This window comes from Streptomyces sp. NPDC060232 (assembly GCF_042726555.1).
Lineage (GTDB): Bacteria > Actinomycetota > Actinomycetes > Streptomycetales > Streptomycetaceae > Streptomyces.
Genome location: NZ_JBHXAG010000015.1, coordinates 6,823 through 23,683, shown reverse-complemented (window position 1 = coordinate 23,683; position 16,861 = coordinate 6,823). Strand labels below are relative to the sequence as shown.

The 16,861-nt window shown below is 71.0% G+C and carries 18 protein-coding genes and 2 pseudogenes; 10 read left to right on the top strand and 10 right to left on the bottom strand.

Going from position 1 to position 16,861, the window contains the following annotated elements:
- The first annotated feature begins 22 nt into the window (after positions 1-22).
- Both ACFWFZ_RS21920 and ACFWFZ_RS21915 read left to right on the top strand, forming a co-directional pair.
- Positions 23-1,135, top strand: a complete 1,113-nt coding sequence (locus ACFWFZ_RS21920) for a threonine synthase (RefSeq protein ID WP_387124474.1) — start codon at positions 23-25, stop codon at positions 1,133-1,135.
- A gap of 221 nt (positions 1,136-1,356) precedes the next feature.
- A pseudogene (locus ACFWFZ_RS21915) lies at positions 1,357-1,467 on the top strand (isocitrate lyase/phosphoenolpyruvate mutase family protein); the annotation flags it as partial.
- A 20-nt stretch (positions 1,468-1,487) separates the two neighbouring features.
- Here ACFWFZ_RS21915 and ACFWFZ_RS21910 read toward each other — a convergent pair.
- The 6 genes from ACFWFZ_RS21910 to ACFWFZ_RS21885 form a co-directional block, all read right to left on the bottom strand.
- Complete coding sequence (locus tag ACFWFZ_RS21910; RefSeq protein WP_387124473.1) at positions 1,488-2,279, bottom strand: trypsin-like serine peptidase; 792 nt, start codon at positions 2,277-2,279, stop codon at positions 1,488-1,490.
- Positions 2,276-3,358 (bottom strand): alpha/beta hydrolase, encoded by a 1,083-nt coding sequence (locus ACFWFZ_RS21905; protein ID WP_387124472.1) that lies wholly within the window; start codon positions 3,356-3,358, stop codon positions 2,276-2,278. The genes ACFWFZ_RS21910 and ACFWFZ_RS21905 overlap by 4 nt, the downstream gene beginning before the upstream one ends.
- A gap of 339 nt (positions 3,359-3,697) precedes the next feature.
- Positions 3,698-4,744 carry an alpha/beta hydrolase gene (locus tag ACFWFZ_RS21900; protein WP_387124592.1) on the bottom strand — a complete coding sequence of 349 codons (1,047 nt, stop codon included), beginning with the start codon at positions 4,742-4,744 and terminating at the stop codon, positions 3,698-3,700.
- A 682-nt stretch (positions 4,745-5,426) separates the two neighbouring features.
- Positions 5,427-5,984: a hypothetical protein gene (locus tag ACFWFZ_RS21895; RefSeq protein WP_387124471.1), complete on the bottom strand. Its 558-nt coding sequence runs from the start codon at positions 5,982-5,984 to the stop codon at positions 5,427-5,429.
- A complete protein-coding gene (locus tag ACFWFZ_RS21890; RefSeq protein WP_387124470.1) occupies positions 5,981-6,364 on the bottom strand; it encodes a PadR family transcriptional regulator in 384 nt (127 codons plus the stop codon). Before ACFWFZ_RS21890 ends, ACFWFZ_RS21895 begins: the two co-directional genes overlap by 4 nt.
- Positions 6,365-6,419: 55 nt before the next feature.
- On the bottom strand, positions 6,420-7,028 hold the full coding sequence (locus tag ACFWFZ_RS21885; RefSeq protein ID WP_387124469.1) for an HdeD family acid-resistance protein: 609 nt from the start codon (positions 7,026-7,028) through the stop codon (positions 6,420-6,422).
- Positions 7,029-7,352: 324 nt separating this feature from the next.
- Here ACFWFZ_RS21885 and ACFWFZ_RS21880 point away from each other — a divergent pair.
- The 3 genes and pseudogenes from ACFWFZ_RS21880 (at position 7,353) to ACFWFZ_RS21870 (ending at position 8,612) form a co-directional block, all read left to right on the top strand.
- Positions 7,353-7,614, top strand: a pseudogene (locus tag ACFWFZ_RS21880) (type II toxin-antitoxin system RelE/ParE family toxin).
- Between the two features lie 336 nt (positions 7,615-7,950).
- Positions 7,951-8,193: a type II toxin-antitoxin system VapB family antitoxin gene (locus ACFWFZ_RS21875; RefSeq protein WP_387124468.1), complete on the top strand. Its 243-nt coding sequence runs from the start codon at positions 7,951-7,953 to the stop codon at positions 8,191-8,193.
- The gene (locus ACFWFZ_RS21870) at positions 8,193-8,612 is read left to right on the top strand and encodes a PIN domain nuclease (protein WP_387124467.1); all 420 of its coding nucleotides are present in this window, start codon (positions 8,193-8,195) and stop codon (positions 8,610-8,612) included. Before ACFWFZ_RS21875 ends, ACFWFZ_RS21870 begins: the two co-directional genes overlap by 1 nt.
- 145 nt (positions 8,613-8,757) lie before the next feature.
- On the opposite strand, the gene ychF is transcribed toward ACFWFZ_RS21870, so the two are convergent.
- Positions 8,758-9,846, bottom strand: a complete 1,089-nt coding sequence (gene ychF, locus ACFWFZ_RS21865; protein ID WP_387124466.1) for a redox-regulated ATPase YchF — start codon at positions 9,844-9,846, stop codon at positions 8,758-8,760.
- 257 nt (positions 9,847-10,103) lie between these two features.
- Here ychF and ACFWFZ_RS21860 point away from each other — a divergent pair, with 257 nt between their 5' ends.
- A complete protein-coding gene (locus ACFWFZ_RS21860) occupies positions 10,104-10,508 on the top strand; it encodes a DUF6542 domain-containing protein (protein ID WP_387124591.1) in 405 nt (134 codons plus the stop codon).
- A 177-nt stretch (positions 10,509-10,685) separates the two neighbouring features.
- Here ACFWFZ_RS21860 and ppgK read toward each other — a convergent pair whose 3' ends face one another.
- The gene (ppgK, locus tag ACFWFZ_RS21855) at positions 10,686-11,459 is read right to left on the bottom strand and encodes a polyphosphate--glucose phosphotransferase (protein WP_387124465.1); all 774 of its coding nucleotides are present in this window, start codon (positions 11,457-11,459) and stop codon (positions 10,686-10,688) included.
- Between the two features lie 21 nt (positions 11,460-11,480).
- Positions 11,481-12,485: a 4-hydroxy-3-methylbut-2-enyl diphosphate reductase gene (locus tag ACFWFZ_RS21850; RefSeq protein WP_387124464.1), complete on the bottom strand. Its 1,005-nt coding sequence runs from the start codon at positions 12,483-12,485 to the stop codon at positions 11,481-11,483.
- A 92-nt stretch (positions 12,486-12,577) separates the two neighbouring features.
- Between ACFWFZ_RS21850 and ACFWFZ_RS21845 the strand changes: the two genes are divergently transcribed.
- Positions 12,578-13,978, top strand: a complete 1,401-nt coding sequence (locus ACFWFZ_RS21845; RefSeq protein WP_387124463.1) for an APC family permease — start codon at positions 12,578-12,580, stop codon at positions 13,976-13,978.
- Between the two features lie 30 nt (positions 13,979-14,008).
- Here the strand turns inward: ACFWFZ_RS21845 and ACFWFZ_RS21840 are convergent, their stop codons facing one another.
- Positions 14,009-14,212, bottom strand: coding sequence for a hypothetical protein (locus ACFWFZ_RS21840; RefSeq protein ID WP_387124462.1), 204 nt, complete (start codon positions 14,210-14,212; stop codon positions 14,009-14,011).
- 246 nt (positions 14,213-14,458) lie between these two features.
- On the opposite strand from ACFWFZ_RS21840, the gene xseA reads away from it, so the two are divergent.
- From xseA to ACFWFZ_RS21825, 3 genes are all read left to right on the top strand, one after another.
- On the top strand, positions 14,459-15,739 hold the full coding sequence (gene xseA / locus ACFWFZ_RS21835) for an exodeoxyribonuclease VII large subunit (RefSeq protein WP_387124461.1): 1,281 nt from the start codon (positions 14,459-14,461) through the stop codon (positions 15,737-15,739).
- Between the two features lie 54 nt (positions 15,740-15,793).
- A complete protein-coding gene (locus tag ACFWFZ_RS21830; protein WP_387124460.1) occupies positions 15,794-16,012 on the top strand; it encodes an exodeoxyribonuclease VII small subunit in 219 nt (72 codons plus the stop codon).
- Between the two features lie 98 nt (positions 16,013-16,110).
- Complete coding sequence (locus tag ACFWFZ_RS21825; RefSeq protein ID WP_387124459.1) at positions 16,111-16,701, top strand: malonic semialdehyde reductase; 591 nt, start codon at positions 16,111-16,113, stop codon at positions 16,699-16,701.
- Positions 16,702-16,861: the final 160 nt, after the last annotated feature.

Below are 16,861 nucleotides of genomic sequence, written 5' to 3'. Positions count from 1 at the left end.
TCGAAACGAAGGCGCTTCGCACATGACGCACGCACCCCCCGGTTACGTCTGCTCCGAGGACGGTACACGCGCCGACGTCCGGACCGCGCCCTGGGGGTGCCCTCTGTGCGGCGGCCCCTGGGACCTCGATTTCACGCCGGATCCGGACGCGGCGCTCGAACCGTCGGCAGGACCCGGTTCACTGTGGCGCTACGGCCCGGTGCTGCCGCTGCCGGGGGCTTTCTCCATCTCCCTGGCGGAGGGTCACACTCCGCTGATCCCGCTGGGGGAGCGGATCCACGCCAAGCTCGACTACCTGATGCCGACCCTGTCCTTCAAGGACCGGGGCGCCGTGATGCTCGTCGAACTCGCCCGGCGGCTGGCGCCGCAGCGCGTCGTGGCGGACAGCAGCGGCAACGCGGGAACATCGGTGGCGGCGTACTGCGCCCGGGCCGGACTCGACTGCGAGATCTTCGTGCCCGAGGGGACGTCGGAGAAGAAGACCGAGCAGATGCGGGCGCACGGGGCGGTCGTCCGCGTGGTCCCGGGCGGCCGCGAAGCCGCCGCCCTGGCCGCCCGCAAGGAGGCGGACGCCCCCGGTGTCTTCTACGCCAGCCACGTGTTCAACCCGTACTTCCTGCACGGGACGAAGACCTACGTGTACGAGGTGTGGGAGGAGATGGGCCGGCGGCTGCCGGAGGCGCTGGTGGTACCGGTGGGCAACGGCACCCTGCTGCTCGGTGCCGCGCTGGCGACGCAGGAACTGGCCCGGCGCGGGGTGCGCCCGCCGGCCCTGATCGCGGTCCAGTCGGAAGCTGTGGCCCCCCTGGCGGAGGCGTTCGCGGCGGGCGCGGAGGATGCCGCTCCGGTGGAACAGCGGCCGACACTGGCCGAGGGGATCGCGATCCCGGCGCCGCCGCGCGCACGCCAGATCCTGGCAGCGGTCCGGGCGTCGGGCGGCACCTTCGTGACGGTCCCGGACGCCCGGCTGCGCGAGGCCCAGCGCGACCTGGCCCGCCGCGGCCTCTTCGTCGAACCGACGGCAGCGGCCTGCTGGGCGGCGGTCTCCCCCACCGCTCCCACCGACCCCTTGCAGGGCCGCACGGCGGTGATCCCCCTCTGCGGCGCGGGCGCGAAGACGGGCCTGGCGCCTTAGGGTCTGTATCGAGTTGCCTGTATCGAGTTGCCCCGTGGAGCAAGGAGCGGCGTTCGGTGCATACCCTCGGCGTGCGGGACGCATGTCCTCGTAGCGGAGCTACCAGGGCATGTGGCTCGTGCGCCGAGGGTGCGTGCCGGGCGTCGCGACGCCGCGGGGAAACTCGATACAGACCCTAAGGCAGTTCAGCACCGCCGGGGTCCCGCTCTGCCGTCAACGCCCGCGTCGACACCTCCCTCAAGGGCCCGGGCGAGCCCGCCGCCCGCCTCGACGAGACCCTCGCCCGCGCCGCCGCCCACCTCCCGGCCGGAGCCGGCGGCGTCTTCGTACCCGGCGTCCACAACGGCGGCGCTCAGCCCTGCGCGGCCCGCTCGTACAGCGCCTTCGCCCGCTCGTCGAACAGCGCGGCCGTGGAGTCCACGTCGGTGTCCCCGCCACTCAGCACCCCGATGAGGTGCCCGGCGGGGTCCGCCCCGCCCCGGTCGGCGATCCAGGGGCTGCCGCTGGTGCCCGTCCAGAAGCCCGCGCAGCTCATGTAGAGCATGTCGGGGTCCTCCTCGTCGTGGCGGGTCTGCGTGGTGCAGGAGACGGGCCTGTTCTGCGGGTTGCGCTCGGACTCCGGGTAGCCGATGACGGTGACGTCCCGCTCGTAGCCGGAGGTCCATTCGGGCCTGGGGGCCTCGGCACGGCCACCGACGGCCTCCTGGACGCTGCGCCCGTCCTCGTCCGGCGCCATGGTGAGGAAGGCGAAGTCGGCGGTGTCCTCGCCCCATTTGGACCAGCGGTCGTCCACGTGGATCGCCTTGACCTTCCACACCCCCAGGGGCTGCGTGCCGTCGCCCTCGCCGGAGAAGGCCGGGGCGAAGGAGAGCTCGCCGATGGCCAGGCCGTCGTGGGCGACCTCACCGGGCTGCCCGTCCTCGCCGGCGGGGGCGACGCAGTGCGCGGCGGTGGCGACGACGTTGCCCTTCGGGCTGTCGACGACGCTCGCGGTGCACCAGTGCTCGCCACCGGCCATGAGTACCCCGACGGTGGGGAAGGGGAGCACCGGCCTCTCGCCGGGGGCCTTCATGAAGGCCATGGCGCACACCGCCGCGATGCCTGCGGCGGCAGCCGCCGATGCCCCCTTCACCACCGTGCTCATCGCACGCCGGGAGCGGGTGTCGGTCCCTTCATCACCTTGCTGATCCACTCCAGGGAGCCCTCCCTCATGCCGCGCACATACGACTTTCCGTTGTGCTCACCATCCTGGATCACCTGGAGCGAGGTGTGCACGGGGCCCTTGCCGTACTCCTTCATGAACTTCTCGGCCTGCTCGCGGCCGGTCTCCTTGGTGCCGATCTGGAATTTGACGTAGACGTCGGGACCGCCCGCGTCGATCAGCCTGGCAGCGAGCTTCTCGGGGTTGTTCTCGTCCATGGCCCGCGTGTTCCCGTTCCAGAGCGGGGAGTCGGGGACGATGTCGGTCCCGCTGGCGATGGCCGCCTTGAACCGGTCGGGGTACTTCAGGAGCTGCTTGAAGCCGTTGAATCCGCCGGCCGACGAGCCCATGAAGGCCCACCCGTCGCGGGAGGTGAAGGTCCGGAAATTGGCCTTCGCGAAATCGGGGACGTCATCGGCCATCCAGGTGCCCATCTTGGGCTGGCCGGGGATGTCCGATCCGTCGAAGTGGTGCTTGGTGTCCGCGTTGGTCACCGGCATGATCAGGATGAAGGGCAGGCTCTTGCCCGACTTGGCGCCGTCGGCGACCGCCTGCTGGAGGCCGAGGCCGGGCCCCGTGCCCCAGTAGTTCGTGGGGTAGCCGCGGCCGCCGGGCAGGGAGATCAGGACCGGGAAGCCGCTCTGGGCGTACTTCGGGTCGTCGTACTCCTTCGGCACCCACACCCACACGTCGCCCGTGAAGCCGGACTTCTTCCCGGTGAGGGTGGCCTTGCCGATCTGGGTGCCGTCGGGCAGGCGGCTGGTCCGGACGAACGACGCCGCGGGCCCGGTGGGCATGAGCACCTCCGGCAGGGCCTCGGAGGCCGTGGCCGTCTTCTCCTGGACCTTGCCGAAGGAGACAGGATCCCCTATGTCGGAGAAGAGGCCGAACTTGTACGCGGCCGCGCCGCCCCCGGCGAGGGTGAGCGCGAGACCGCCGCTGATCAGAAGCAGGCGCAGGCGGTGGGGGCGACGGCGGCCCGTGGTCATGGGGCTGCCCTCGCCTTGCTGGTCATGCTGCACGGTTGTTGTCCCGTTCCTTCTCCGGCGCTCACCTGGGGAGCGCGGGCCGGACCGATCGGTCCCCCTTACACCCTTTACAGAGGTATGAACGACGGCGCGGGTTGCCTGGGACGGGAGTGACGTGGCGAGCGCCACGCCGGAGGGCGCGGCCGAACGGCGGCAGACGCGGGGGCGGGAGCGGGTGGCAGGGGCGGGCGGTGGGAAGGGAGGGGCAGGGGCGGTGGGGGGTGCGTGACGCCCGGACGGAATCGCAAAGGCAGTGGACCCCGCCCCCGAAGCCCCCGCCCCGCCTCCCCCACCCCACCCCCAGGACCGGCCCCCGGGCCCGTCCCGGATGTGTCAGCCTGCCTCCGGCTTCGGTGCCTTCAGGACCTTGCTGACCCACTCCAGTGAGCCTTCCTTCATGCCCCGGACGTAGTGCCAGCCGTTGTGCTCGCCGTTCTGGATGTCGCGGATGGTCGTCTTGACGGGGCCCTTGCCGTACTGCTGCTGGAACCTCACCATTCGGTCCTTGCCGGACTCCTTCGTGCCGATCTGGAAGTTGATGTAGACCTCGGGACCCTTGGTGTCGATCAGCTTCTGGGCGAGCTTCTCCGGGTTGTTCGCGTCCATCTCCGCCTGGTGGCCCTTCCACAGCGGGGAGTCGGGGACGATCTCGCCGCCGCTGGCGATCACGGCCTTGAACTTGTCCGGGTGCTGGAGCACGGTCTTCATGCCGACGAACGCGCCCGAGGACGAGCCCATGAAGGCCCAGCCGTCACGGGACTTGTAGGTACGGAAGTTGGCCTTGGCGAGCGCCGGTACGTCCTCGGCGATCCACGTGCCCATCTTGGCCTGGCCGGGGATGTCGGAGCCGTCGTAGTAGTACTTCGCGTCCGGGTTGAGCACCGGCATGATCACGATGTACGGGAGGCTGGTGCCGGCCTTGACGCCCTCGATGATGGCCTTCTGGAGGCCGAGGCTGGTGTCCGCCCAGTAGTTGTTGGGGAAGCCGTTGCCGCCGGGGAGCGCGATGAGCACCGGGAAGCCGCTCTTCGCGTACTTCGGGTCGTCGTACTGCTTGGGGGCCCACACCCACACGTCGCCCTCGAAGCCGGACTTCGCGCCCGCCAGGCGGGTCTTGGCGATGATCGTGCCGTCGTCGAGCTTGGCGGTCTGCTTGAAGTCCGACTTCGGGCCGGTGGGCATGAGCACGTCCGGGTCGCCGGAGGGCTTGGCCTCGGCGCTCGGCGCACCCGCGTCGGACGCGCCCGCGGCCGGGGACGGGGGCGTGTTCTTGCCGAAGGTCACCGCCTCGCCGTTGCCCGAGAACCAGTCGAGCTTCCAGGCGGCGAACCCTCCGCCGCCGAGGAGGAGCGCGAGGGCGACCACGGCGCTGATCCATATTCGGCGCCGGGACCGCTTGGGCTGCGGGGGCTCGGGGTCGTGCGGGTACCCGGCCGCGGTGGGCGGCTCGGCGTACGGCGGCCGGCCCGGGTAGGGCGAGGGCACCTCGTAAGACTGCTGGTGCTGCTGCTGGTACTGCTGCTGTTGCTGTTGCTGTTGCTGTTGCTGGCCGCCATGCCCCTGGGGCGGGTAGTCCTGGTACGACTGCTGGTCGTCAGGCCGCGGGCGCTGCGGGTACTGGTGCACGAACTTCGCTCCGAACGGTCTTGACTGCCCCCGAGGGCAGAGCGGCTGGTCTCCCCTAAGTCCTGATGAGCAGACCACCCGCACAGTTCCAAATTCGAGCAAAAAACATGTGCGGGTCCGCGCGGGCGGAAAGATCACCGCTGGGCGTCGAGCACCTCCGCGCACCGCCCGAGCAGAGGTGTTCCTGCCCTCCGGCACCGACGGCCGCCGCACGGCCAACGGCCTGCGGGTCGACGCCCGCGGTCGGCTGTGGGTCACGGATTCCACCGCGGGCGTGGCCGTCTACGACACCGCGACCGGGAAGCGCCTGGCCCACTTCGAGGGCCGCGGGGTCGGCGCGCTTCGTGGACGGCCTGACCCTCACCCGGACGGCACCGCGTACCTGACAGAAAGCAGCCGCGGCGTGATCTCCCGTATGACCGGGTCGCATCCGGCGTCAGGCGGCGTCGTTCCTCTTGGCCCGTGCGTCGGCGACGGCGTACGGCAGCCCGGGCAGCAGCAGGAGCAACGGCGCCCACAGCGGCAGCGTGAACAGCGGTCCGTCACCGGCCAGCCAGTCGGCGAGAATCCCCGCGGGGAGCGCGACGAGGACGGCGACGGCCCAGCTCCGGCGGATGCCGAGGCTGCCCCGGCGCAGCTTCCAGGTGATGGTGACCACGGCGAGGACCACCCAGAACGCGATGTTGCCGGGGGTCACGTCCAGCTGCGTGGTCCACCGGATCAGGTACGGCAGCAACAGGACCCAGCCGGCGAAGTAGCAGCCCAGGGAGGCGGTGCGCAGCACGCGGCGCGGGAGCGGGGAGCGGGCCCGGGCCCAGGCGGCGGCGAAGGTGCGTACGTCGCCGCCGACGACGTCCCGCCCGGTGCGGCCGGCGGCTTCCGCGTCCTCCAGGTGTGCGGCGAGCTCGTCGAGCATCTCGCGCATGGAGGCGTCGTCGATCCCGCGGTACTCCCAGTTGCTGCGGCAGGCCGCGAGTATCTGCGCGTTGGTCATGCCGTGTTCTCCCCCGTGGATGGCGTGGTGGCGGTGGTCAGGATCCGGCCCACCGGTCCGGCGAAGGCGAGCCAGTCGGCCCGGCCGCGGCCGAGCTCGGCGTGCCCCGCGTCGGTCAGCCGGTAGTACTTGCGCGGGGCGCCGCCGCTCGGCGACGGGGCGCGGTACGAGGAGATCAGCCCCGCCCGTTCCATCCGGGCGAGCAGCGGATAGATGCTGCCGTCGCTGACCAGCTCCAGTCCGCCGGCGGCGAGCGCCTCGGCGAACTCGAAGCCGTATCTGGGCCGTTCGGCGATCAGGGCCAGCAGACACAGGTCGAGCACCCCGCGCAGGAGCTGGCTGCGCCGTTGATCACCGGTCGCCGGCGGCTCCTTTGTCATGCGGCACAAGATAGTCAGCAACTACCTTGTGCCGCAAGGCAATGGGTGCGGGCGGCTACCTCGTCGCGGTGAGCCGGCGGGTGGCGGAACGCATCACCAGGGCCATCACGACTTCGAACACGCCGAGCAGGACGAGCCACAGGCCCAGCAGGCGCGTGAGGGCGACCGCGGAGTCCACCGGGAAGCAGAGCACGACGATTCCGGCGACGGCGCCGAGCGCGCCCAGGCCGAAGAGCAGCCCTCGGTGGACGAGGAGCCGGTCGGCGATCGCGACGTACGCCGTGAGTACGCCGGTGATCAGCCAGAACACTCCGACGATCAGGGACAGCGCCCCGATGGTCTGCATCGGATGGCGCAGCACGAGGACGCCCGCCAGGATGGCCAGGATCGCGATCAGCACGCTCGCCAGCCGGCTGCCGCCGGCGTCGTTGCTGTGCGAGAAGGCCGCGACGAAGCGGAACCCGCCCACCACCAGGAGCTGCAGCCCGATGATCACGGCCAGGATGTGCAGTGTCTCGTCGGGCCAGACGAGCACCAGGATTCCCGGGATCAGGGTCGCGAGGGCGACGCCGAGCGCCCAGTGCCACGAACTCCCGAGCTGGCTGAGCGTGTCCTCGGGATCATGCTGCGCGCGCTGCGGCGACGCGTCGGGATGTACGGACATCACGCCTCCCGGACCCACCTGGAGTACCTTTACACCCACTTTATGCCGGTATGGACCAATCCGCGCCAGCTCACACTCCCCGCCTGGGCGCGACTGCCCGTCGACCGAAGAGCGTCAGCCCGATTCCCGCGGTTGTCCAAATGACGCAAGCCGAGACTGCGGGCCACCGGGGCGAGGGTGGAACGCCGCAGCCGTCTCCCGGCCCTTCGCGCGCGGATCGCGACGACGCACCCGCGGTGATCAGGCGCCGGGGCAGTCGCCGCCCTCGTCTGCCCGCGCCCGGCATCCCGAACGAGGACATCATGAGGGAGACGCCGGCACGCAGTGAGTGACTACCGCACCGCGTTCCGGCCCGAGGCCCACGCGAGCTGCACAAGATCCCGCGTGACGTGGCACTTCGCATCCTGGCCACCCTGGCAGAGCTGGAGAACGACCCCTTCGGCTTCAGCACCACGCACTCGCATCCCAGCTTGAGCGCCGCCGCCGACAGGTCGGCGACTACCGTGTCGTCTACACGATCGACAACGGGGAACTGGTGGTGTGGGTCGTACACGTCGGACACCGCTCCACGGTCCACGACACGTAGCCGCCCCAGATTCTGCGGACCACCGCGGACAGCACAACGGCCCGGCCTGCTTTCTCGCAGGTCAGGCCATTTGTTGGCGAGGCACGGAGACGCCCCTCCTCCAATGTCCAGCGCTCCCTCATGCGGTCGATCCGGCGCATCAGAGATTCAGTAGCGCGGCATGTTCGGGATCGTTTTCTCCGCGAGCCCGATGAGCGCTTCCACCTTCGCCAAGTCGCCCGCAACCTCCTCCGGTGTCACTGACCCCTTCCGACCTGCACCACAAAACGACATCGCCATTACCGTTGAGATGGTATCGTTTCGCCTAGTGTGCCTCCCGGAGAGGGGAACCAGACCATGGCTCGGACAGTCATCGATCTTGACGAGGACATGGTCGCCGAGGCTATGCGCATCTTCGGCACCAAGACCAAGGCAAAGGCCGTGCGACTGGCCATGGAGGACGCCGTCAAGCGTCACCTGCGCCAAGAGTTCTTCGACGCCATGGACTCGGGCGAGCTCGACTTCAGCGAGATCATCGACAACACCGGCCCCCGCAACGCCGACGGCTCCCTCAAGCGCACAGGCGGCCAGGCTGCCTGATGCAAGACCGCTACCTCATCGACAAGTCCGCCCTCGCTCGATGGTCGAAACCCGCGGTAAAAAACGCACTCCAGCCGCTGCACGAGCGCTACCTGCTAGCCGTGTGTCAGCCCACCGAATTCGAAATGGTGCACTCCGCCCGCACGAGCGCAGAAGCGCTGCGCATCAGCACCTGGCTCCACGCATTCGACTACCTCACCTGTGACGACGACACCTTCGTCCGTGCCCTGGAGACCCAGCGCCACGCCCTCAACGCCGGCTTCCACCGCGCCCTGTCCCTCCCCGATCTGCTCATCGCCGCCACCGCAGAACTGCACCGGCTGACCGTCCTCCACTACGACGGCGACTTTGACATGATCGCCTCCATCACCGGACAGCCGACCCAATGGGTGGTACCCCCAGGCAGCGCCGACCACTGAGCTGATTCCATCCTGACGGTTGCCGGCCAGTGCGGCTGGCGCGGGGCGGCGGCCCCCTCAGGGTCGAACCGTTCTGCGGACTGTTGCGGACAGCAGGACGGCCTGACCCGCGTCTTCACAGGTCAGGCCGCCTCTGGATCCGCGATCAGACGTTGAAGCGGAACTCGACCACGTCGCCGTCCTGCATGACGTAGTCCTTGCCCTCCATGCGGGCCTTGCCCTTGGCGCGGGCTTCGGCCACCGAGCCGCAGTCGACCAGGTCCGCGAAGGAGATGACCTCGGCCTTGATGAAGCCGCGCTGGAAGTCGGTGTGGATCACGCCGGCCGCCTCCGGGGCTGTCGCGCCCTGCTTGATGGTCCAGGCGCGGGTTTCCTTCGGGCCGGCCGTCAGGTAGGTCTGCAGGCCCAGCGTGGCGAAGCCGACGCGGCCGAGGGTGGCGAGGCCCGGCTCGTCCTGGCCGACCGACTGGAGGAGTTCCAGGGCCTCCTCGTCGTCCAGCTCGGAGAGGTCCTGCTCCAGCTTGGCGTTGAGGAAGATGGCCTCGGCCGGGGCGACCAGCGCGCTCTGCTCCGCCTTGAAGGCGTCGTCCGTCAGCTCGTCCTCGTCCACGTTGAAGACGTAGAGGAAGGGCTTCGTGGTGAGCAGGTGGAGCTCGTGCAGGAGGTCGCCCTGCTCCGTGCCCTTGGTGATGCCCTTCGAGAAGAGGGTGTCGCCGGCTTCGAGGATCTTCTTGGCCTCGACGACGGCCGCGAGGACCGCGACCTTGTCCTTCTGGAGGCGGGACTCCTTCGTCAGGCGCGGCTCGGCCTTCTCGATGGACTGGAGGTCGGCGAGGATCAGCTCGGTGTTGATCGTCTCGATGTCGTCCTTCGGCGAGACCTTGCCGTCGACGTGGACGACGTTCTCGTCCTTGAAGGCGCGGATGACCTGGCAGATGGCGTCCGACTCGCGGATGTTCGCGAGGAACTTGTTGCCCAGGCCCTCGCCCTCCGACGCGCCGCGCACGATGCCCGCGATGTCGACGAAGTCGACCGTCGCCGGGAGGATCCGCTGCGAGCCGAAGATGCCCGCGAGGACGGCCAGGCGCGGGTCGGGGACGCCGACGACGCCGACGTTCGGCTCGATGGTGGCGAACGGGTAGTTGGCCGCCAGCACGTCGTTCTTGGTCAGGGCGTTGAACAGGGTCGACTTGCCGACATTCGGCAGGCCGACGATTCCGATCGTGAGCGACACGTTGGCGACTTCCCGTAGCTGGAGGGGGCGGCGGCCCGGAGTGGGCCACCGGACAGTTTACTTTCCGATGAGTGGCGGTCGATGTACGCGTGTCCGGGCCCGGATCCGGCCGCCCTCCCGCCTAATTTGGTGGGGTGGAGCAATACAGGACGCGACCGGCGCCTCACCCGCAGCGACCCCCGGCCCAGCGCAGGGGACCCAGGCCCGCGGGCGTGCCCGCCCAGGGCGGCGCCCCGCGGCCCGCGCCCGTGCGCCGGATGCCCCGCCCCCGGCTGACGGGCCTGGGCGGCGGGCTGTTCGCCTGCACCGCGATGGCGCTCGTCGCCGGCATCTGCTGGCTGCTCTTCAGCTCCTCGCTCTTCGTCTACGGGCTGCTCTTCCCGCCCGTCGCGGCCGCCACCGCGCTCTGGGTGCGGCCGGCGGACCTGATCACCGCGCCGATCGGCGTACCGATCGCCTTCGCCGCCGGAGTGTGGCCCATCTCGGGCGGCTCCGGCGGCTTCGGCGGTCAGCTGATGGGGCTGGTCTCCGCGCTGTCGCTGCACGCGGGATGGCTGTACGCGGGCACGCTCGTCGCCGCCCTCATCGCCCTGGTGCGCAAGGCCGTGCTCATCGGCGGCCGGCGCCGCCTCCCGCGCCGACTCCCCCGCCGCGCCGCCTAGTGCGGTGACCGCCGGGGTTCACCGGGTCACGGCGCCCGGCACGGCACCTCGCCGCGTTGTCGGACCAGGCACGTACGCCGGTACGAGCCGCGGCCCTCCGCCCTGCGACGCACCGCACCGCACCGGACACCGCGCCCCGGCAACCTTTCCGGCCACCGCACTGGCCGGCGGAAGCGGTCACCCCTTCGCCGCCCCCGCCGCCTCCGCCGCCATCGCCTCCTTCGCCGCCATCGCCGCTCCGACGATGCCCGCGTTGTTCTGCAGCCTGGCCGGGACGATCTCGGCCCGGACGCCCTCGATCAGGGGCAGGAACTTCTCCGGCTTGCGGCTGACGCCGCCGCCGATGACGAACAGGTCCGGGGAGAACAGCATCTCCACGTGCTGCATGTACTTGCTCAGCCGGTGCGCCCAGCGCTCCCAGGTGAGGTCCCCGTCCTCCTTGGCCTTCACCGACGCCCGCGTCTCCGCGTCGTGGCCCTTCAACTCCAGGTGGCCCAGCTCCGTGTTCGGCACCAGCCGCCCGTCCGTGAAGAGCGCGCTCCCGATGCCCGTGCCCAGCGTGAGCAGGAGGACCGTTCCGCCCCGCCCGCGTCCGGCTCCGTACGTCATCTCCGCGACGCCCGCCGCGTCCGCGTCGTTCAGCACCGTCACCGGCCGGCCGCCGAGGCCGCGCGAGAGCAGCGCCGCCGTGTCCACGCCGATCCAGGACTTGTCCATGTTGGCCGCCGTGCGGGTGACCCCGCCCGTGACCACGCCCGGGAAGGTCACCCCCACCGGGCCGTCCCAGTCGAAGTGGCGCACCACCTCGACGACGCAGCCGGCCACCCCGTCGGGGGTGGCCGGCTGCGGTGTCAGTACTTTGTGGCGCTCCTGCGCCAGGTCGCCTCGCTCCAGGTCCACGGGAGCGCCCTTGATCCCGGATCCACCGATGTCCACGCCGAAGATCTGCATGGACATACGGTACGAAACGAGTTACTTGTCGGCGACCAGTTCCGCGGCCTCGGAGCGCAGGTCGCGGCGGAGCTCCTTGGGCAGGGAGAAGGTGATGGACTCCTCCGCCGTCTTGACGATCTCCACGTCCGCGTAGCCGCGCGCGGCCAGCCACTCCAGGACCTCCTCGACCAGGACCTCCGGCACCGAGGCGCCCGAGGTGAGGCCGACGGTGGTGACGCCCTCCAGCCAGGCCTCGTCGATCTCGCTCGCGAAGTCGACGAGGTACGCGGCCTTCGCGCCGGCGTCCTTGGCGACCTCGACCAGCCGGATCGAGTTCGAGGAGTTCTTCGAGCCGACCACGATGACCAGGTCGGAGTCCGCTCCCATCACCTTGACGGCGGCCTGCCGGTTCGAGGTGGCGTAGCAGATGTCGTCGCTCGGCGGCGAGACGAGCAGCGGGAACTTCGTCTTCAGCGCGTCGACCGTCTCCATGGTCTCGTCGACCGACAGGGTGGTCTGCGAGAGCCAGACGACCTTGGACTCGTCGCGGACGGTGACCTTGTCCACGTCGTGCGGGCCGTCGACGATGGTGATGTGGTCGGGGGCCTCGCCGGAGGTGCCGATGACCTCCTCGTGGCCCTCGTGGCCGATGAGGAGGATGTCGAAGTCCTCGTTCGCGTACCGGATGGCTTCCTTGTGGACCTTGGTGACCAGCGGGCAGGTCGCGTCGATCGTCGCGAGCTTGCCGCGCGCCGCCTCCTCGTGGACGACCGGGGCGACGCCGTGGGCGGAGAACATCACGATGTTGCCCTCGGGCACCTCCTCCGTCCGCTCGACGAAGATGGCGCCCTTCTTCTCCAGGGTCTGCACGACGTACTTGTTGTGCACGATCTCGTGGCGGACGTACACCGGCGCCCCGTACTGCTCAAGGGCTTTCTCGACGGCGATCACGGCTCGGTCCACGCCCGCGCAGTAGCCGCGGGGCGCGGCGAGCAGGACACGGCGGGAAGCGGGAGCAGGGGCGGGAGCAGTCATGTGCTCCATCGTACGGGGGTCTCCAGCAGGCCGGACGTCGCCCGTTCGACGCAGACTGACCCGGGGGCTCCGCTCGGGCGCCCCACCCGTCACCCGGAGGAATGATGGTGTCCGCGACGGATTCCAGCAGGGCCCCGGCGCCCGCGGCGCTGCGGCGCAGTCTCGGCTTCCGGGACCTGGTCGTCTACGGGCTGCTGTTCATCGCCCCGATGGCCCCGGTCGGGGTCTTCGGCACGCTCGACGCCAGGTCGCACGGCGCCGTCGCGCTGGTGTACCTCGTCGCGACGGTCGCGATGGCCTTCACGGCCTTCAGCTACGCGCAGATGGTGCGGGTCGCCCCGCAGGCCGGTTCGGTGTTCACGTACGCCCGCAAGGGCCTGGGCGAGGGGCCGGGGCTGATCGCCGGGTGGATGGCGATGCTGGACTACCTGCTGATCCCGGCGGTCGCGTACCTCTTCTCGGGGATCGCGATGAACGCGCTGGTGCCGGAGGTCTCGCGGTGGGTGTGGACGGCCCTGGCCGTCGGGGTGACCACCCTGCTCAACCTGTGGGGCGTACGGGTGGCGGCGCGGGTGGGCTTCGCCGTGCTGGCCATGGAGATCCTGGTCCTGGCGGTGTTCGTCGCGGCCGCGGCGGTCGTGCTGGTCCAGGACGGGCCGCGGCGCGGCTGGCTCTCGCCGCTGACCGGTGACGGCTCGCTCGGTTTCAGCACGGCCGCGGTGCTGGGCGCGGTGTCGGTGGCGGTCCTGTCCTACCTCGGCTTCGACGCCATCGTCTCCTTCGCCGAGGAGGTGACGGGTGGCTCGGAGCGGGTCGCGCGGGCGGTGCTGTTCTGCCTGGCGCTGGCGGGGACGCTGTTCGTCGTCCAGAGCTATCTGGCGGCGCTGCTGATGCCGGTGTCCGCGGCGGAGCTGGCGGCGGATCCGGTGCGGCAGGGCCCGGCCTTCTACACCGCGGTGGAGTCCTCGGTCGGCTTCTGGCTGCACGATCTGGTGGCGATCAGCAAGGCGGTGGGGGCGGCTTTCGCCGCCCTGGCGGGGCAGGCGGCGGCGGGCCGGCTGGTGTTCGCGATGGCGCGGGAGCGGCGGCTGCCGCGGGCGCTGGCGCGCACCTCGGACGGCACTCCGCGGGCCGCCCTGCTGGTGACGGCGGCGGTCACGCTGGTCGCGGCGGTGTGGGCGGCCCGGCGGGACGACGGGCTCGACCACCTGGTGTCCGTGGTGGACGTCGGGGCGCTGGTGGCCTTCACCCTGCTGCACGCCTCGGTGGTGGGCTGGTTCGTGGTCCGGCGGCGGGAGGGCGCGCCGAACTGGTGGAAGCACCTGGTGGTGCCGGTGCTCGGGGCGGCGGTGACCGTCACGGTGATCGTGGAGGCGTCCCGGACGGCGCAGCTGGTGGGCGCGGTGTGGCTGGCGGTGGGCCTGGGTGTGCTGTTCTTCCAGCGCGGCCGGCGGCCGGCCGGCCCGACCGGCACCGCAGGGACGCCCGGGGGCCTGCGGTAGGCCTGGTTCACTGACCGGTGACCGGCCGCGTCACTGCTTGCGGCGGCGTCGCAGGATCCACCGTTGGACGGGCGGTGCCAGGCCGGCGCCGACGACGAACCCGAGCGTGACACTGCGGCTCGCGAGCGCGGCCGTCGCGACGACTGCGCACAGCATCACGCCGACCGCCATGAGGCCGGTGAGCTTGACGCCCGGGGCCGACCGGTTCAGCCGGCGGACGGTCGCATAGGTCACGAGATACGCGGTGGCGCCGAATGCGGCCGACGCCAGAGCGGTTAAGCCATTCACTCCGCAACCTCTCACCGCCGGAGAGCCGGCCTGTCGGCTTCTGGTGCCGGGCAGACTATGCAGCGCTGCACAAGATCGTCAACGACGGTGGGTGAGGGCTGCCGCTTCGCCATGTGAGGCGTCTCCTCAAGTTCTCAAGACACCGGCACGGGAGCCTGAGACGCTGTCAGCGGCTCCGGATAGCCTGCGTGCATGGGTCTGAATACGTCGGCCGAGGCGCCGTTGCCGGTGGGCCAGGTGTCCCGGCTCATCGGGGGCTGGATCGAGCGCCTCGGCCAGGTGTGGGTGGAGGGGCAGATCACGCAGCTCTCGCGGCGGCCGGGTGCGGGAGTGGTCTTCCTGACGCTGCGCGATCCGTCGCACGACATCTCGGTCAGCGTGACCTGCTTCCGCCAGGTCTACGACGAGGTCGCGGACGTCGTCTCGGAGGGCGCGCGGGTCGTCCTGCTCGCCAAGCCCGAGTGGTACGCCCCGCGCGGGCAGCTGTCCCTGCGGGCTACGGAGATACGGCCGGTCGGCATCGGGGAGCTCCTGGCCCGGCTGGAGCGGCTCAAGCGGTCTCTGGCCGCCGAGGGGCTCTTCGCGCCGGAGCGCAAGAAGCCGCTGCCCTTCCTGCCGCAGCTGATCGGGCTGGTGGTCGGGCGGGCCTCGGCGGCCGAGCGCGACGTCCTGGAGAACGCCCGGCGGCGCTGGCCGGCGGTCCGCTTCGAGGTGCGCAACGTCGCCGTCCAGGGTGTGCACGCCGTGCCGCAGGTGGTCCGGGCGGTCAAGGAGCTCGACGCCATGGACGAGGTCGACGTGATCATCGTGGCGCGCGGCGGCGGCAGCGTGGAGGACCTGCTGCCCTTCTCCGACGAGGAGGTCGTACGCGCCGTCGCGGCGGCCCGTACCCCGGTGGTCTCGGCGATCGGCCACGAGCCGGACTCACCGCTGCTGGACCTGGTCGCGGACCTGCGGGCGTCCACGCCCACGGACGCGGCGAAGAAGGTGGTCCCGGACGTCGGCGAGGAGCTGGAACGCGTACGCCAGTTGCAGGGCCGGGGACTGCGGGCGGTGAGCTCGCTGCTCGACCGGGAGGAGCGGGGGCTCGCGCACGCCCTGGCCCGGCCGGTGTTCGTCCACCCGCAGCGCATGGTGGAGATGCGGGAGGAGGAGCTGGACGCGCTGCTGGCGCGCAGCAGGCGCACGCTGGGCCACCTGCTGGACCGGGCGGACTCGGAACTGGCCCACACGCTGGCGCGGGTGGTGGCGCTGTCGCCGGCCGCGACGCTGGAGCGCGGGTACGCCGTACTGCAGCGGGCGGACGGGCACGTGGTGCGCTCGCCGGGGGAGGTGTCGGCGCGGGAGGTGCTGCGCGCCAGGGTGGCGGAGGGCACGTTCACCGTGGAGGTGGCCCCGCCGGGGGCCCTGCCGGAGGCTCCGCCGGAGGCCCCGGGCGCCGCCGTCCCGGACAGGTCGGCCGCTTCGCAGTAACGACACGCTGCCGCAATCATGTGGTCGCACGACGAACCGAGGGTGGAAAAGGGAATGACAGAGGCCGAGACGGCGCTGGGGTACGAGCAGGCCCGCGACGAGCTGATCGAGGTGGTCCGCAAGCTCGAAGCCGGGGGGACCTCGCTGGAGGAGTCCCTCGCGCTGTGGGAGCGCGGTGAGGAGCTGGCGAAGGTGTGCCGGCACTGGCTGGAAGGGGCCCGGGCGCGGCTGGACTCCGCGCTGGCGGCGCGCGAAGCCGCCGGGAAGGAGTGATCCCGCTCACGACCGATACCCATTTAGTTGAAAATTCATCTAACTCGGCCGTACAGTCGGAGACATCGCTCCACCTCTGCAGGGAAGAAGGCTTTCCGATGTCTCTCGTACTTGACCCCGCCGCGCAGGACCTGCTGTTCCGCGAGGCCCGCACCGCCAACTCGTTCTCCGACGAGCCGGTGACCGAGGAGCAGGTCCAGGCGATCTACGACCTGGTGAAGTACGGCCCCACCGCTTTCAACGGCACGCCGCTGCGCATCACGCTGGTCCGCTCCGCCGAGGCCCGCGAGCGCCTCGTGCAGCACATGGCCGAGGGCAACCAGGCCAAGACGCTGGCCGCGCCGCTGGTCGCGATCCTCTCCGCGGACAACGAGTTCCACGAGGAGCTGCCGCAGCTGCTGCCGCACTTCCCGCAGGCCAAGGACCTCTTCTTCGCCGAGCGCCCGGCCCGCGAGCAGTCCTCGCTGGTCAACGCCTCGCTGCAGGCCGCTTACTTCATCCTCGGCGTCCGCGCCGCCGGTCTGGCCGCGGGTCCGATGACCGGCGCCGACTTCGCCGGCATCCAGAAGGAGTTCCTGGACGACGACCACACGCCGATCATGGTCGTCAACATCGGCAAGCCGGGCGAGGACGCGTGGTTCCCGCGCTCCCCGCGCCTGTCGATCGACGAGGTCGTCACCACCGTCTGAGCAAGACGCGGCTCTGCGGCCGCGGCATGTGAAAAGGGCCGTGGGGGCCCGGCGCGCCCCGCGCCCCCCCCCCCGCCGGGGGCCCCCCCCCCCCCCGGGCGCCCCCCCCCCCCCCGGGGTAGAGAGCCACCCCCCCCCCCCGGCCGGCCACGCGCAGGAC

Bases quoted from the DNA above. Each gene is read 5' to 3' on its own strand.
- ACFWFZ_RS21920 (WP_387124474.1), top strand. From the start codon at position 23: ATGACGCACGCACCCCCCGGTTACGTCTGCTCCGAGGACGGTACACGC.
- ACFWFZ_RS21910 (WP_387124473.1), bottom strand. From the start codon at position 2,279: ATGAGCACGGTGGTGAAGGGGGCATCGGCGGCTGCCGCCGCAGGCATC.
- ACFWFZ_RS21895 (WP_387124471.1), bottom strand. From the start codon at position 5,984: ATGACCAACGCGCAGATACTCGCGGCCTGCCGCAGCAACTGGGAGTAC.
- ACFWFZ_RS21890 (WP_387124470.1), bottom strand. From the start codon at position 6,364: ATGACAAAGGAGCCGCCGGCGACCGGTGATCAACGGCGCAGCCAGCTC.
- ACFWFZ_RS21885 (WP_387124469.1), bottom strand. From the start codon at position 7,028: ATGTCCGTACATCCCGACGCGTCGCCGCAGCGCGCGCAGCATGATCCC.
- ACFWFZ_RS21875 (WP_387124468.1), top strand. From the start codon at position 7,951: ATGGCTCGGACAGTCATCGATCTTGACGAGGACATGGTCGCCGAGGCT.
- ACFWFZ_RS21870 (WP_387124467.1), top strand. From the start codon at position 8,193: ATGCAAGACCGCTACCTCATCGACAAGTCCGCCCTCGCTCGATGGTCG.
- ACFWFZ_RS21860 (WP_387124591.1), top strand. From the start codon at position 10,104: ATGCCCCGCCCCCGGCTGACGGGCCTGGGCGGCGGGCTGTTCGCCTGC.
- ppgK (WP_387124465.1), bottom strand. From the start codon at position 11,459: ATGCAGATCTTCGGCGTGGACATCGGTGGATCCGGGATCAAGGGCGCT.
- ACFWFZ_RS21850 (WP_387124464.1), bottom strand. From the start codon at position 12,485: ATGGAGCACATGACTGCTCCCGCCCCTGCTCCCGCTTCCCGCCGTGTC.
- ACFWFZ_RS21845 (WP_387124463.1), top strand. From the start codon at position 12,578: ATGATGGTGTCCGCGACGGATTCCAGCAGGGCCCCGGCGCCCGCGGCG.
- xseA (WP_387124461.1), top strand. From the start codon at position 14,459: ATGGGTCTGAATACGTCGGCCGAGGCGCCGTTGCCGGTGGGCCAGGTG.
- ACFWFZ_RS21830 (WP_387124460.1), top strand. From the start codon at position 15,794: ATGACAGAGGCCGAGACGGCGCTGGGGTACGAGCAGGCCCGCGACGAG.
- ACFWFZ_RS21825 (WP_387124459.1), top strand. From the start codon at position 16,111: ATGTCTCTCGTACTTGACCCCGCCGCGCAGGACCTGCTGTTCCGCGAG.